Annotated in this window: 11 protein-coding genes; 9 read left to right on the top strand and 2 right to left on the bottom strand. The window is 67.8% G+C overall.

What is annotated here, in order from left to right; genetic code table 11:
- The first annotated feature begins 52 nt into the window (after positions 1-52).
- From EIK80_RS11945 to EIK80_RS11935, 3 genes are read left to right on the top strand one after another with little or no spacing between them, the layout of a single operon-like run.
- A complete protein-coding gene (locus EIK80_RS11945; RefSeq protein WP_125157199.1) occupies positions 53-1,315 on the top strand; it encodes an outer membrane beta-barrel protein in 1,263 nt (420 codons plus the stop codon).
- A gap of 45 nt (positions 1,316-1,360) precedes the next feature.
- A complete protein-coding gene (locus tag EIK80_RS11940; protein WP_125157198.1) occupies positions 1,361-3,586 on the top strand; it encodes a polysaccharide biosynthesis tyrosine autokinase in 2,226 nt (741 codons plus the stop codon).
- Positions 3,587-3,638: 52 nt separating this feature from the next.
- Entirely contained in the window at positions 3,639-5,513 is a 1,875-nt protein-coding gene (locus EIK80_RS11935; protein WP_233586567.1) for an O-antigen ligase, read from the top strand.
- Here EIK80_RS11935 and EIK80_RS11930 read toward each other — a convergent pair.
- Entirely contained in the window at positions 5,507-6,160 is a 654-nt protein-coding gene (locus tag EIK80_RS11930) for a sugar transferase (protein WP_125157196.1), read from the bottom strand. The genes EIK80_RS11935 and EIK80_RS11930 overlap by 7 nt on opposite strands.
- A gap of 194 nt (positions 6,161-6,354) precedes the next feature.
- Between EIK80_RS11930 and EIK80_RS26400 the strand changes: the two genes are divergently transcribed.
- Positions 6,355-6,507 carry a hypothetical protein gene (locus EIK80_RS26400; RefSeq protein WP_199743453.1) on the top strand — a complete coding sequence of 51 codons (153 nt, stop codon included), beginning with the start codon at positions 6,355-6,357 and terminating at the stop codon, positions 6,505-6,507.
- 145 nt (positions 6,508-6,652) lie between these two features.
- Here EIK80_RS26400 and EIK80_RS11925 read toward each other — a convergent pair whose 3' ends face one another.
- Entirely contained in the window at positions 6,653-7,489 is an 837-nt protein-coding gene (locus tag EIK80_RS11925; RefSeq protein ID WP_125157195.1) for a transglutaminase-like cysteine peptidase, read from the bottom strand.
- A 259-nt stretch (positions 7,490-7,748) separates the two neighbouring features.
- On the opposite strand from EIK80_RS11925, the gene EIK80_RS11920 reads away from it, so the two are divergent.
- The 5 genes from EIK80_RS11920 to EIK80_RS11900 all read left to right on the top strand — a co-directional run bounded on the left by EIK80_RS11920 (position 7,749) and on the right by EIK80_RS11900 (position 14,207).
- Entirely contained in the window at positions 7,749-8,537 is a 789-nt protein-coding gene (locus tag EIK80_RS11920) for a metallophosphoesterase family protein (RefSeq protein ID WP_125157194.1), read from the top strand.
- A gap of 102 nt (positions 8,538-8,639) precedes the next feature.
- Positions 8,640-9,236: a polysaccharide biosynthesis/export family protein gene (locus tag EIK80_RS11915; protein ID WP_125157193.1), complete on the top strand. Its 597-nt coding sequence runs from the start codon at positions 8,640-8,642 to the stop codon at positions 9,234-9,236.
- A gap of 176 nt (positions 9,237-9,412) precedes the next feature.
- The gene (locus EIK80_RS11910) at positions 9,413-10,660 is read left to right on the top strand and encodes an MgtC/SapB family protein (protein WP_125157192.1); all 1,248 of its coding nucleotides are present in this window, start codon (positions 9,413-9,415) and stop codon (positions 10,658-10,660) included.
- A gap of 147 nt (positions 10,661-10,807) precedes the next feature.
- Positions 10,808-11,647, top strand: coding sequence for a universal stress protein (locus EIK80_RS11905; protein ID WP_158624675.1), 840 nt, complete (start codon positions 10,808-10,810; stop codon positions 11,645-11,647).
- 34 nt (positions 11,648-11,681) lie between these two features.
- Complete coding sequence (locus EIK80_RS11900) at positions 11,682-14,207, top strand: cation-translocating P-type ATPase (protein ID WP_125157190.1); 2,526 nt, start codon at positions 11,682-11,684, stop codon at positions 14,205-14,207.
- Positions 14,208-14,209: the final 2 nt, after the last annotated feature.

The raw sequence follows: 14,209 nt of genomic DNA, 5'->3' as shown, positions 1-14,209 counted from the left end.
CGGATTGGCGCGCCACGACGCGCGGCGACCGACCCTTGGTGGGGATTAAGCTATGCGACTTCTAACGTGCTCGGCCATTGCGGCCTGTATCGCGTTGACCGCGCCACACGCTGTTCAGGCGCAGGATCTCGGTTCGAATTTCAAGCGCGACAAGAACGTCTCGGTTCGTCAGCGCCCGCGACCGGACTATGAGGCGACCGGCCAGAGGGCTGGCGGCTTCACCCTCTATCCGCGCGTGACCGTCGACCTCGAGCACAACGACAACATCTACGCCGTGGCGGCGGGCAAGATCGACGACAACATCTGGCGCGTGAAGCCGGAACTGGCCGTCCGTTCGAACTGGTCGCGCAATGCGCTCAATTTCTTCGCCGGCGGCAACATGATCCGCTATGCGGACGAGAAGACCGAGAACGCCGAAGAATATACGCTCGCGGCCAATGGTCGTATCGATGTGGTGCGCGGGACGAACATCTCCGGCTCGGCCCAGTATCAGCGTCTGATCGAACCGCGCACCGCGGTCACGGCCGGTACGCCCGCCGGCGCGACGCCCAAGCCTGTCGAGTATGACCTCACCACCACCAACCTGACCGCGGTGAAGGAATTCAATCGTTTGCGCCTGACCGGCCGCCTCGACGACAAGGATTTCAACTTCAAGGACCAGGGCGCGGCGTATAACCAGAACACCCGCGACCGCAACGAACTGTACTACGGCGCGAAGGCGGAATACGCGGTCAGTCCCGACACGGCGGTCTATGCGACGGCTACGGGCAACAAGAAGGACTATGACCTCAGCGGCACGACCGACCGTTCGTCGGACGGCTATGTCCTCGGCGTCGGCGCCAACTTCGAAGCGTCCGATCTGGTGCGCGGCGATATCCAGGTCGGCTACATGAAGCAGTCCTACGACAATAGCGCCCTCTACAAGAGCATCAGCGGTTTCAACGCCGCGGGGCGCCTGGAATGGTTCCCGACCCAGCTGACGACTGTAGGCCTGACCGGCTCGCGGACGATCGAGGAGTCGACCGCGATCGGTTCGGCCGGCTTCATCTCCAATAATGTTGGCGCGACGATCGACCACGAGCTGCTACGCAATGTGCTGCTGTCCGGCGCCTACACCCACGGCAAGGACAACTACAAGGGCGTGGATCGCAGCGACAAGCGCGACAACTTCTCGGCGACGGCGGCCTACCTGCTGAACCGCCGCGTGGGCCTGTTCCTGACCTATAACTATCTGAAGCAGGACTCGAGCGGCGCGGCCAAGGCTTCGTCGTTCAAGGACAACAAGCTGATCGCGTCCGTGGCGCTGCAGTTCTAGCGACGTCCACAAAACGGCAAGGTTTGCCGATTACTGAGAGTACCCATGGACGGCTCCGGTTTTGAAACTTCGAACGCTCCGGTGAATGACACCGGAGCGTTGTCTTTTGATCTGAACATCGTGATCGCGACGTTCAGGCGACGCTTCCGACTCTTCGCGGCGGTGGCAGTGGTGGTGTTCGCGGCGGTGGTGTTGTTCACCCTGCAACAGACACCGCGCTATACCGCAACGGCGCAGGTGATGCTGGATGTCCGCCAGGAACAGGTCACCGACATGAGCGCGGTGCTCTCGGGCCTGCCGGCGGATTCGTCCGTCGTCGACACCGAGGTCGAGGTCCTGAAGTCGCGCTCCCTGGCGGGGCGCGTCGTCAAGGATCTGAAACTCGAGGAAGATCCCTACTTCAATCCCTACCTCGCGCAGGCCAAGGGCGCGAAGGCCTGGTTCTCGTCGTTGAAGAAGGCGGCCGCGCCGACGACGGCCACGCCGACGGATCCGATCGAGCTGCAGCGCCGACGCGAGCGCATCGTCGACAATGTCCTGGGGGGGCTGAAGGTTCGCCGCGCGGGCCTGACCTACCTCATCTCGATCGACTATACCCACACCGATCCGAAGCGGGCGGCCGAACTGGCCAACGCCTTCGCCAACCTCTATCTGACCGAACAGCTCGAGGCCAAGTTCGACGCGACCAAGAAGGCCAATGAGTGGCTGGACACGCGCGTCGCCGAGCTTCGTGACCAGGTCCAACAGGCCGACGCGGCGGTTCAGCAGTACAAGATCGCCAACAACCTGCTCAGCGCCGAAGGCGCGACCCTCACCGAGCAGGAAATCTCCGGCCTGAACCAGCAACTGGCCCTGAGCCGCGCTGCACAGGCCGAGACGGACGCGCGTCTGAACATCGCTCGCCAGCAGCTGGCGCGAGGGAGCACCGGCGAGGACGTCGGCGAGTCCCTGAACTCGCCGGTCGTGCAGCAGCTGCGCAAGCAGCGAGCCGAGAAGAGCGCCCAGGTGGCGGATCTCAGCGGCCGCTACGGCGATCGTCACCCGGATCTGCTGAAGGCCAAACGCGAGCTGGCCGACATCGATAGCCAGATCCAGGCCGAAATCCGCCGCATCATCTCCAACCTGGAAGCCCAGGCCCAGGTCGCGCGTCAGCGGACCGGTTCGGTGGCGTCCAGCGTGTCCGCCTCGAAGGGGACGCTGGCCGGCAACAACCGCGCCAGCATCGGCCTGTCCGAACTCGAGCGTAAGGCGCAGTCGGTCAAGACCCTTTATGAGAGCCTGCTGGCCCGCTTCAAGCAGACCACCGCCTCGGATGGCATCGAGCAGGCCGACGCCCGGGTGGTGTCGCCGGCCAAGATCCCGACCGGCCCCAGCTATCCGAAACCTTCGCTGAACCTGGCGCTCGGTCTGGTTCTGGCCTTGGGCGCGGGCGTGGCCGCGATCGTCCTGGCCGAGATCCTGATGGCGGGCCTGTTCACCGAGGACGAGGTCGAGCGTCGTCTGGGCCTGCCCTATCTCGGCGCCGTCCCGACCCTGGGCACCACGGTCGACGACGCCAAGATTCTGAAGGGCATGACGCCGGCCGACTATCTTCTGGCCAAGCCGCTCTCCAGCTTCGCCGAAAGCCTGCGCAAGCTGCGCGCCTCGATCCTGTTCTCGAAGGTGGGCGAGCCCGTAAAGGTCATCGCGGTCACCTCGTCCCTGCCCGGCGAAGGCAAGACCACGACGACCTTCTCCCTGGCGCGCACCCTGGCGACCTCGGGAGCCAAGGTGGTGGTGGTCGACTGCGACCTGCGCCAGAGCGCGATCAGCCAGTTCCTCAAGGAGCCGGCCTCGATCGGTCTGCTGGAGGTGCTCAACGGTGTCGCCACCCTGGATCAGGCCGTGATCACGGATGAGAGCGGCGCGCACATCCTGCCGTTGGCCAAGTCGGCCTACACGCCGCGCGACGTGCTCGGTTCGTCGGCCATGCACAAGCTGCTGCAGGACCTGCGCGATCGCTACGAGATCGTACTGCTGGACACCGCGCCGCTGCTGGCCATCGCCGACACCCGCATCCTGGCGCCGCACGCCGACGCGGTGGTGATGCTGGTCCGCTGGAAGAAGACGCCGGTGAAAGCCGTGCAGTCGGCGCTGGCCCTGCTGCAGGGCACGCGCGCCTTCATCGCCGGCGTGGCCCTGACCCAGATGGATCTGAAGGCCCAGTCCCGCTACGGCTATGGCGACTCCTATTATTATTACGCGAACTATCGAAAGTACTATGCGGACTAGGACCCGCTCGGGCGGGGGAGCGTCCTCGCCCGGAGCGGCCAGGCCGCGAAAATTGCAGACTTCCGAGGGCGTCGCGATCGGCGCCCTTGTCGCCCTGGTCCTGGCCGAGATCGTCGCGTTCGGCGCCAGCGACGTGGCTATGGCCTCTGTTTTCGGCGTACTGCAAGCCGCCTATCTGCTGATCTTGCTGAGCACCTGCGGCTGGGCGCGAAAAGTCCCTGGCGTCCTGATCGCGCCCTGGCCCGGCCTCTTGTTCATCGGCTTGCTGGTCGCCACGGCCTGGTCGCTGACGCCGTTCGGGCCCGGCGGCGCGCATCCCGTCTGGAACTATCTGGACGGGCATGACGGTGCGATCACCGTCGACCGCTCCGCCCTCATGCTCAATCTCGTTAGCCTGGTGAACCTGGCCTGCCTGTTCCTGGCCGCCCGCATTGTCGGCGCATCGGAAACGCGGCGCAGAACGCTGGTCTGGTGGCTGCTGCTCGCGCTCGCGGCCTTCGCGGCGATCGCGATTATCGACCATGTCGGCCTGCGCGCCGGGCGACGTCTGACGGCGACCCTGTTCAGCCCCAATTCCGTCGCCACCCTGATGGGCGTCGGCGCGGTCTTCGCGGTGATGTTCTTCTCACAAGCGATCCAGCGCGCGGGCGGCGCCCCGCGTCTCGACCGGATGGATCTGAACGCCAGCCTGAGCCTGGCCGCGGCGGCCGTGTTCGCCGTCGCCCTGGCGCTGACCGCCTCGCGGGGCGGGATCTTCGCCACCGTGGTCGGTCTGGCCGTGCTGTTGACATGGCAGGTGCTGGCCCAGGGGCGACGGGTTCGGGCCATCGCGATCGTTGGCGGCGCAGCGGCCCTGCTGGTCGTCATCGGCGTGGCCATGCGCAGCGCCGACCTGACCGCCGCGCGGCTGGAGCATCTCGACGGCGACGTCGCCACCCGAAAGGCGATCTTCGACGCCCACTGGCAAGCTTTCTTGGCTTCACCTTGGTTCGGGTTCGGTCTCGGGTCCTTTCCGATCGTCAATCAGCTGATCACCACCACCGAGAACCTGAACGTCCTGTTCGACGTGCGCGCCACCCACAACCTCTACCTCCAATGGCTGGAGGAGGCCGGTATCGTCGGCTCCATCGTCATGCTGGCCTGGCTGCTCGCCGCGCTCTGGCGTGTCGGGCGAGACGCGGTCAGGCCGGGCACGATCGGAGCGCTGGCGCGCGCCACGATCGCCGCCACGGTGGTCGTCCTGCTGCATGGCCTCTCGGATTTCGCCATTCAGGTCCCGGCTCTGCAGGCGGTCTTCGCCGTGGGGCTCGGCGCGATGACGGCGACGTCAGCGCCGCGTCGCGCGCGGGGGGGCGAGCGAAAGGCGGACTGGGGAACGAGCGCTTTCGCGGCCGTCGCCCTCGTGGTCTCCCTGCTGTTCGCCGTTCCCCTGGCGGCGTCACGGTTCGGCGGCGACCTCTCCGCCATGCCGACGGCTTCGGCGGAGGTGCTGGCGAGCAGCATCGAGGCCGGTCTTGCTTCCCCGGCGGACTCGAAGGCGCGGGCGCGTCTCGAAGACCTGAGCCATCGGGAAGTGGCCCTACGTCCCGGATCCGGCGCCGCGTGGCTCCGGAAGGCCGCCGTCGATTTCCAGCGAGGCGACATCGCCGCGGCCAATATCGCGCTGGGCTGTTCGTTCGCGGTCGCTCCGCTGCAGACCAGCCTCTTCAGGAGCCGAACCCGTTTGGCCTATGAGCACTGGCCCGAGCTGTCGGAGGCCGTGCGCGAACAGGTCGTCTATCAGGCGCGGACCGAATTTGGCCGGTCTGGCGGCGAGGGGCGCCTCAGGAGCGTGGTCGGCAGCATCAACAGCCCTTCTGGCCGGCTCGCGCTGGCGTTCCTGATCGTCGCCGAACGCCTGTCCCAGGCCCAAGCCAAGGCTCAGTAGGCGTTGTCGGCGATCAGCAGGCTGGGAATGGTGAGAAGGACGATCTGGGCGTCCTTCAGGATCGACCAGGTCCGGATGTAATCGATATCGGCCTCGACCCGGCGACGCATGGCCTCCACCGTCTCGGTGCCGCCGCGCAGGCCCTTGACCTGGGCCCAGCCTGTGAGCCCCGGCCGCGCCTGGTAGCGGGCGTAATAGTCCGGAATGCGCGCGCCATAGTACTCGTCATGGGCCGCGGCATGGGGGCGGGGACCGACCAGGGACATGTCGCCGCGCAGAACGTTCAACAGCTGAGGCAACTCGTCGATGCTGCTGGCGCGCAGGAGGCGGCCGATCCGGGTGATCCGATTGTCGCCGCGCCGCGCCTGGGTCAGCTCGGGCCCGTCCTCGCGACAGTGCATGGTGCGCAGCTTGAGAATCTGGAAGCGCGCGCCGCCGAGGCCGCCCCGCGTCTGTCGGAAGAGGGCCGGGCCTGGAGATTCGAGCTTGATCAGCGAGGCCGCAAGCAGAAGCAGGGGCGCGAACAGCAGCAACAGCAGGGCCGAAGCCACGACGTCCAGCGCGCGCTTACAGGGATCCACGGCGACCCGCGGCAGCGGCCCATGCAATTCTGGCGAGAGAAATTCGATATAGCCTCCCCCGTCCACCAGATAACCCTCTGAGTTCCCCACCGCGTCGCGACTGGTTTCCAGTTCCGACGACCCCAAGCTAGCGCAAACGCTTCACAGCGTCCCCGGGAAAATCCGCAGGGCTGGCACATATGCTTAACGCGCGTAGACTCTGTTCATTCACCGGCGATTAGCCGCGCCCTATTACAGTCATCGCATCAGGAGTGTGATCGATGATTGAAGCCAAGATCTCGTTTGCCCAAGTCGACGCCGTCGCGCCGACTCGCGCCAAGCGTCTCCCCCCGCTGCTGGGGCTGGGCATGGGCGCGATCATTTCGGCGGGGCTCTGGGGCGCTCTGGCGCTGACGATCTCGCGCATCTTCTAAGCTCTCCATCCACGCCGGCCGATCCGAAGATCGGTCCGCACGCCCGCTCATCACCGAGCGGGCGTTTTCGTTTGCGCGAAGGGCCCGACGAAAAACCCCCGGACCTGCTGGTCCGGGGGTTTTCGCGTTCTGACCGGCCGATCGCTCAGGCGATGGTGGTCCACAGGGCCGTGCCAGGGATCTGGCGCTCGACCCAGCGATAGTTCAGGTCTTCCCACGGGGTCGCCCAGGGGGTCAGATTGTCCAGCACCCAGTCGCCGCTTTCCAGCGAGACCATCAGCACGGCGTGGCTCTCGCCGCGGGCCGTGAAGGCGACGGCCATGGACAAGGCCGTTTCCGGCACGCCGGCCGCGATCAGCTGACGGCGTTTTTCCAGCGCATAGTCCTCGCAGTCGCCGTAGAGCTTCCCGTTCACTTGGCGCGGCAGGGACCAGTATTCAGGCTGGCCGTAGAGTTCCAGGTCCGTGGCCTTCTTGACCGTGCGATTGACCAGCTGGTTGACTTGATTCAGCAGCTTGACCTGTTCGCGGTCGGTGCGAGTGGTCCAGGCCAGATTGTCGGACTTTGTCGCGGCGGCGGCGGGCGCCGCGGCGACCGCGACCGCGGACGGGCGCAACTGGCCGGCGGCGACGAAGTCTTCGACCGCCGCGGGCGTCCAGGCCTTAATGACCTCCACCGCGATCAGGTTCGCCCCGTCCTCGACGGCCGACGCGGTCGGCGCGACGGCCTCGAAATGATGTTGCGAAGGCGCGCCCACCGAAGATGTCGCCGTCAGGCTGACCGCGCCGCCCAAGAAGGCCAACTGGTCCGCTGGCGCGCCGCAGGCGTCGGCGTCGCGGCGGCACAGGTCGGCGAAGCCCATCGGAGCGCCGACGCCTTCGCCGCGCGGCATGAACGGCATCGAACCGGCCTGAGCGCTGGCGCCGGCCATCATGGCGATGGCGCTTACGAGTCCTAGAACAATGTTACGTGCCTTGAACATGCTGACCTCGCTGTGTTCGTGAGGTCAGTATTCATTCGCGGCGCAAATTTGAGCTGAATTTAGATGGTATAATCCTGATGTTTAACTGTGGTAATTTTAAAATTAACTACAATGAAGGGGAAATATACTTGGTAAATTGAGCGGAAATGAGCATGCTGAATTGCGAGTTAACTGCTTCATGCGCCGTTGAACTAAGCCGTCGCCTGGGGCAAAATCCAGGTTCTTGGTTCTGGCGCTTGTCGCCGTCCTGGCGAGTGTGATGTTCAAGTCCCTCTTTCGTTCCAAGTCCCAGCCGCGCGGCGCGTCGTCCACGGGCGGTCGAATGGTTTACGCCGTGGGGGATGTGCACGGGCGGCTCGACCTGCTGGACGGCCTGATCGGGGCGGTGACCGAGGACTATCGCGCCACGGGCCGCCAGGACCCGCCCGTGCTGGTCATGCTGGGCGACTATGTCGACCGCGGCGCTCAGTCCTCGGCGGTGATCGACCGGTTGATCCTGCTGAAGGCGCAGGCCGCCGAGGGACGCTTCGAGTTCCGCGCCCTGATGGGAAACCATGAGGAGACGCTGCTGCACTTCCTCGACGACCCGATGGCGGGGCCGTCCTGGATCGAATACGGCGGCGGCGAGACCTTGACGTCCTATGGCGTGCAGCGCCCGGTCGGCCGCGCCGAGCCGGAGGTCTGGGAGCAGGCCCGCCAGGCCTTCCGCGCCGCCTTCCCCCCGGCCCACGAGACCTTTCTGCGCCAGCTGGAGCTGATGGCTGTCTATGGCGACTATGTCTTCGTCCACGCGGGCGTGCGCCCGGGCTTGCCGCTGGAGCGCCAGGTCGCCGCCGATCTGCTGTGGATCCGCAACGAATTCCTCGACAACCCGCACGGGCTGAAGGCCACCGTCGTCCACGGCCACACGCCGGTCGAGGAGGCCTTCGTCGGACGCCAGCGGATCAATGTCGACACAGGCGCCTATGCGACCGGCGTCCTGACCGCCGTTAGACTTGATGGCGGCGAACCCAAGATCATTCAGTTCAGTAAAGCGCGAGCGGCCTGAGGCTTGATCTTGTTCATGTGACGGTCACGTGCGATGTGGCATTTAGATTTCCAAGCCTGAGAAGTCCCCAGGTTCTAAACGTCCAAGGTGAGATGCTTCGCGATGATCGGTGTTTCGAAACTCTCGCGCCTCCTTTCGATGCTGGCGCTGGTCGTCTGTATCGCCGCTGGCGGCTGGAGTGGCGCGGCCCGCGCCCAGCAGCCCGTGATCAGCGATGCGCCGGTTCCGGCGGCCCAGTCGATGGATTACCTGCTCGGCGCCGGTGACAAGGTCCGGGTGACCGTCTACGGCGAGCCCGACCTGTCGGGCGAATTCTTCGTCACCGGCAGCGGGCTGATGTCGCTGCCGCTGATCGGCGAGATCAAGGCGGGTGGTCTGACCGTCGGCCAGTTCCAGGACGCCGTGCAGAAATCGCTTAGCGACGGCTATCTGAAGGAGCCGCGCGTCAGCGCCGAAGTCCTGACCTTCCGCCCCTTTTATATCCTGGGCGAAGTCGTGAAGCCCGGCACCTATCCCTACACGGCCGGCCTGACGGTGCTGAACGCGGTGGCCACCGCGGGCGGCTTCACCTACCGCGCCGATAAGAAGAGCGTCTACATCAAGCACAATGGCGAAACGTCGGAAGCCAAGAGCGCGCTCGAGCCTTCGACCCAGGTGGCGCCGGGCGACACGATCCGGATCGGCGAACGCTTCTTCTGATCCGAGCCGCTCCGAACGAGACAAGGCCCGGCGGGACACCCCCGTCGGGCCTTCGTCATTTCAACGGCGCTGGCCGACTTGCGCGGCGACCCAGACGCGGAAGCCGTGCAAAACGACGGGACAGGGTCTAGCAATGGGCGAACCCTCGTCTCGAAAGCGCGCCATCGGAGCCGGCCATTCCTGATGTCCCCATCCTGAACCTGGCCGTTGCCCTGGGCGTCGGCCTGCTGATCGGCGCCGAGCGCGAACGCCGCAAGCAGGCGCGCGCTTCGTCCTCGGCGGCCGGAATCCGCACCTTCTCGGTCACCTCCCTGGCCGGAGCGGTCAGCTTCGCGGTCGGCGGTCCGACGCTGCTGGCGGTCGTCACGGCCGCGGTCGCCGTCCTGGCGGCCCTGAGCTATTGGAGGGCCCGCGCCGAGCCTGACGCCGGCTTGACCACCGAAGTCGCCCTGATCCTGACGGCCCTGGTGGGCGGGCTAGCGTTCCTTTCACCCGGTGTCGCCGCCTGTGTCGGGGTCGTCGTCGCGATCCTGCTGGCCGCTCGCACCCCGCTGCACCATTTCGTCAGCCAGGTCCTGACCCCGGACGAGGTTCGCGACGCCCTGATCCTGGCGGGCGCGACCCTGGTCGTCCTGCCCCTGTTGCCAGATCGCGCGATGGGGCCGTTCCTGGCGCTCAACCCTCGTTCGATCTGGATCGTCGTCGTCCTGGTGCTGGCCATCGGCGCCGCCGGCCACGTCGCGGTGAGGGCGCTCGGCGCCCGGTGGGGGCTGCCCCTGGCCGGACTGGCCTCCGGCTTCATCTCGAGCACGGCGACGATCGGCGCCATGGCCGGACGAGCGGCGGCGACGCCCACGGCGCTGTCGGCGGCGGTGGCGGGCGCGGTGCTGTCGACGGTGGCCACCATCATCCAGATGGCGCTCGTGATCGGCGTCACCAGCCTGCCGACCCTGCGGGTCATGGCCGGGCCGCTATTGTGCGCGGGTCTGGCGGCGGTGGTCTACGGCGCGGCGTTCACGCGCCTGGCGTTGCGCCAGCCCGCCCGTGACGACCCCGATCCCGGCCAGGCCTTCAGCCTTTCGACGGCCCTGACCTTCGCCGTGACCCTGGCGGCGATCCTCGTCGTCTCCGCCGCGCTGCGCGAGCGGTTCGGGGCGGCCGGCGCCGTCGCCGGGGCGGCCCTGGCGGGCCTTGTCGACACCCATGCCGCTGCGGTCTCGATCGCGTCCCTGGTCGGGTCGGGCCGGATGGCCCCTGAACAGGCCGTGCTGCCCATTCTCGCCGGGCTTTCGACCAACACCCTGACCAAGCTGGTCTTCGCCTTTTCGGGCGGCCAGCGCGGCTTCGCCTGGCGGGTCGCGCCGGGCCTGTTCCTGGTCGCTGGCGCGGCCTGGCTCGGCGCCCTCCTCACACCCGCGTCATGACGACGAGGGACGGACCGTCCCTCCCTGGCTTCGAAGCCGCGACGACGCGAATTGATCTGCGTCAAGGTGACGATGGCCCGCCCGCCCGACCCTGTGTCGGTGATGGGCTCGTCGATCCGATCGGCTCGGCCAAAATGGAGTTCACAGATGAGCCTCAACGACATTCTGCTCCACGTCGACACCTATCCTGACGCGACGCCGCCCGAGGCGATCGAGGGCGCGGTGGGCTTTGTCCGGCTGATCGGCGGTCGGGTTTCGGCCCTGGCGGTGGGGGTGAGGTTTCCGGTCCAGAGCAATCGGGTCGCCGACTACCTGATCGGGCTGAGCAGCATGGCGGTCGACGAGCAGGCCAAGAGCCTGGCCAACGGCCAAGCCAGCCTGGCGGCCTTCACCGCTCAGGCCCGAGACGCCGGGGTGCTCGGGCAGGCCCTGTTCGAGACCGTGGAATATTACGCCGTGGCCGACCATGTGGCCGGGCGCGCCCGGACCCGCGACCTGTGCCTGGTGCCGCTGGGCGGGCCGCTGGATGGCCAGGCCGAGGTCGCGACCAGCGCCGTCTTCGGCTCGGGACGACCGGTTCTGGTCTATCGCGGGGGCTTGCCGGCCGCCAAGCTCGGCCTGGTCGTGGTGGCCTGGGATGGAAGCCGGTGCGCCGCGCGCGCCCTGGCCGACGCCCTGCCCATCCTGGCGCGCGCCGGCGAGGTTCGCGTGCTCACGGTGATCAACGAGAAGCCGGCCGCCGTCGCCGGTCTCGCCGCCGAAGCCGTCCGTCATCTGAAGGCTCATGGCGTCGACGCCGTCGCCGAAGAGGTCGACGGAAAGGGCGCATCGATTGGCGAAAGCCTGGAGGCCTATCTGGCCAAGACCCTTCCCGACATCCTGGTGATGGGCGCCTATGGTCGATCGCGCCTGCAGGAGTTCATTCTCGGCGGGGCCACCGAGTACATGCTGCACGCGCCGAGGGTTCCGCTCTTCCTCTCGCACTGAGCCGCTCGCCGGGCCTTTCGAGGAGGGTGGTTGCATGACCGTCGAACTGTTGCGCGGCCTGGACGAGGCGGAGGCGGCCGCGCGTCTGGTCGCCGTCGGTCCCAATGAACTGCCGCACGCGAGCCGGCGCGGTCTGGCCGGCATCCTCGGCGAAACTTTGCGCGAGCCGATGTTCCTGCTGCTGGTCGGGGCGGCGGTCCTCTATCTGGTGCTCGGCGACCTGGGCGAAGGACTCTTTCTGACCGCTGGAGCCCTGGCTTCTGTCGGGCTGGTGGTCCTGCAGGAGGCGCGCAGCGAACGCGCGTTGAGCGCCTTGCGCGATCTGGCCCAGCCCCTGGCCCGGATCATTCGCGGCGGCGTCGAGCGCCAGGTCGCCGCGCGCGACCTCGTTCCCGACGACCTGCTGCTGATCGGCGAGGGCGAACGGCTGCCGGCGGACGCGCGGCTTGTCGCGGGCGAGGTGCTCACCGTCGACGAATCCGCCCTGACCGGCGAGTCGGCGCCGGTGACCAAGCCGCCCGCCGCGCCCGACGACGTCGGCGCGCCCAATCCGGCCCCGGGGGCGGATGGCTCGCCCGATCTCTTCGCCGGCACGCTCGTGGTCCGCGGACAGGGCGTCGCCCGGATCACCCGCACCGGGCCGCGCTCGGCGCTGGGCCAGATCGGCGCATCGCTGGCGGCGATCGATCACGAGCCGACGCCGCTGCAGAAGACCGCCGGACGCCTCGTCGCCATACTGGGCGCCCTGGCCTTGGGATTCTGCGCGCTCGTCGCGGTCGCCTACGGGTGGTTGCGCGACGATTGGATCGGCGGCGTCCTGGCGGGGGTGACGGTGGCGATCTCGCTGATCCCCGAAGAGTTTCCCATGGTGCTGGCCGTGTTCCTGGCGCTGGGCGCCTGGCGGCTGGCGACCCACCAGGTGCTCACGCGCCGAAGTGCGGTCATCGAGACCCTGGGCGGCGCCACGGTGCTGTGCGTCGACAAGACCGGGACGCTGACCGAAAACCAGATGCGGGTCGCCCGCTTGTGGACAGAGGCCGGCGACGTAGGCGTCGACGCGGCGCGCCCGATCGACGGCGCGGCCGGGGACCTGCTGGAGCTGGCCGCCCTGGCCTCGGCCGTGCGTCCTGTCGACCCTATGGACAAGGCGGTGCGTCATCTCTCGATGGACGCCATGGTCGATGGGGCGGCGACCCAGGGCGAGCCCGAGCGCGCGTGGCCCCTGCGGCCTGAGTTGCTGGCGGTCGTCCAGGTGTGGCGTCGCGCCGGCGAGGCGCGGATCGCCGCGGCCAAGGGGGCGCCCGAGGCGATCTTCAATCTATGCCGGCTGCCCGCCGCCGAGATCGCGCGCCTGCAGGCCGTGGTCGAGGACTATGCGCGGCAGGGGCTGCGGGTCCTGGGCGTGGCCTCGGCCCGGGTGGAGGGCGATTTCGCGGATGATCCTCGCGCCGTGGCCTTTACGTTCGGAGGGCTGATCGGCTTCATCGATCCCCTGCGCCGGGACGTGCCGCAAGCCCTGGCCGAGGCGCGCGCGGCGGGCGTCGCCGTCGTGATGATCACCGGCGACCATCCCGCCACGGCCCTGGCCATCGCCAAGGCGGCGGGCCTGGACACCTCGGCCGGCGTCCTGCTGGGATCCGAGATCGAGGAACTGTCGTTCGCCGCCCTCCGCGAGCGCCTGCGCGGCGTGCGGGTCTTCGCCCGCATCGCGCCCGCCCAGAAACTGCGACTGGTCGAGGCCCTGAAGGCGAACGGAGAGGTCGTGGCCATGACCGGCGACGGCGTCAACGACGCTCCGGCGCTGGAGGCCGCGCACATTGGCATCGCCATGGGCAAGAAGGGCACGGATGTCGCGCGCGAGGCGGCCGATCTCGTCCTGCTGGACGACAGCTTCGCCTCCATCGTCGGCGGCGTGCGCCTGGGGCGGCGGATCTTCACCAATCTGCGCCGCGCCCTGACCTATGTCACCGCCATCCACGTGCCGATCGCGGGCCTGGCGCTGGCCCCCATCCTGCTGGGTCTGCCGTCCCTGCTGTTTCCCATGCATGTCGTTCTGATGGAGCTGGCCATCGACCCGATCTGCGCCCTGGTGTTCGAGGCCGAGCCCAGCGAGGCGCGGGCGATGAAGCGTCCGCCCCGCCGTCGTGACGAGCCGCTGTTCGGCTGGAAGCAAATCGGCCTGGCCCTCCTCCAGGGACTGGCGGTTCTGGGCGGGGTTCTGGGCGTCTACATCTGGGCCCTGCGGAACTATCCCGAGGCCCAGGCGCGGGGCGCGGCCTTCACGACCCTGGTGCTGGGCAACCTGATCCTGGCCCTGGCCGACGCGGCCGCGTCGGGCAAGCTGCTGTCGCCCCATCGGCGCGCCTATTGGATCATCGCGTCGGCGATCGCGGCCCTGCTGGCCGTGATCCTGAGCGTCGCTCCGGTGGCCGCGGTCTTCAAGGTGGCGGCGCCGGACCCGATCCTCACGATCGTCGTGCTGGTCACCGCGATGCTGAGCGGCGGCTGGACGGCGGGCCTGTCGCGGCTTCGTTCCTTCGAGCAGACCAGAAGAAAGTAGTC

Source organism: Caulobacter sp. 602-1 (assembly GCF_003931565.1).
Classification (GTDB): domain Bacteria; phylum Pseudomonadota; class Alphaproteobacteria; order Caulobacterales; family Caulobacteraceae; genus Caulobacter.
This window is presented reverse-complemented; position numbering and strand designations above follow the sequence as displayed.

Excerpts from the sequence above, each read along its gene's own strand:
- EIK80_RS11920 (WP_125157194.1), top strand. The coding sequence starts at position 7,749 with ATGTTCAAGTCCCTCTTTCGTTCCAAGTCCCAGCCGCGCGGCGCGTCG.
- EIK80_RS11940 (WP_125157198.1), top strand. The coding sequence starts at position 1,361 with ATGGACGGCTCCGGTTTTGAAACTTCGAACGCTCCGGTGAATGACACC.
- EIK80_RS11925 (WP_125157195.1), bottom strand. The coding sequence starts at position 7,489 with ATGTTCAAGGCACGTAACATTGTTCTAGGACTCGTAAGCGCCATCGCC.
- EIK80_RS11905 (WP_158624675.1), top strand. The coding sequence starts at position 10,808 with ATGAGCCTCAACGACATTCTGCTCCACGTCGACACCTATCCTGACGCG.
- EIK80_RS11945 (WP_125157199.1), top strand. The coding sequence starts at position 53 with ATGCGACTTCTAACGTGCTCGGCCATTGCGGCCTGTATCGCGTTGACC.
- EIK80_RS11915 (WP_125157193.1), top strand. The coding sequence starts at position 8,640 with ATGATCGGTGTTTCGAAACTCTCGCGCCTCCTTTCGATGCTGGCGCTG.
- EIK80_RS26400 (WP_199743453.1), top strand. The coding sequence starts at position 6,355 with ATGATTGAAGCCAAGATCTCGTTTGCCCAAGTCGACGCCGTCGCGCCG.
- EIK80_RS11900 (WP_125157190.1), top strand. The coding sequence starts at position 11,682 with ATGACCGTCGAACTGTTGCGCGGCCTGGACGAGGCGGAGGCGGCCGCG.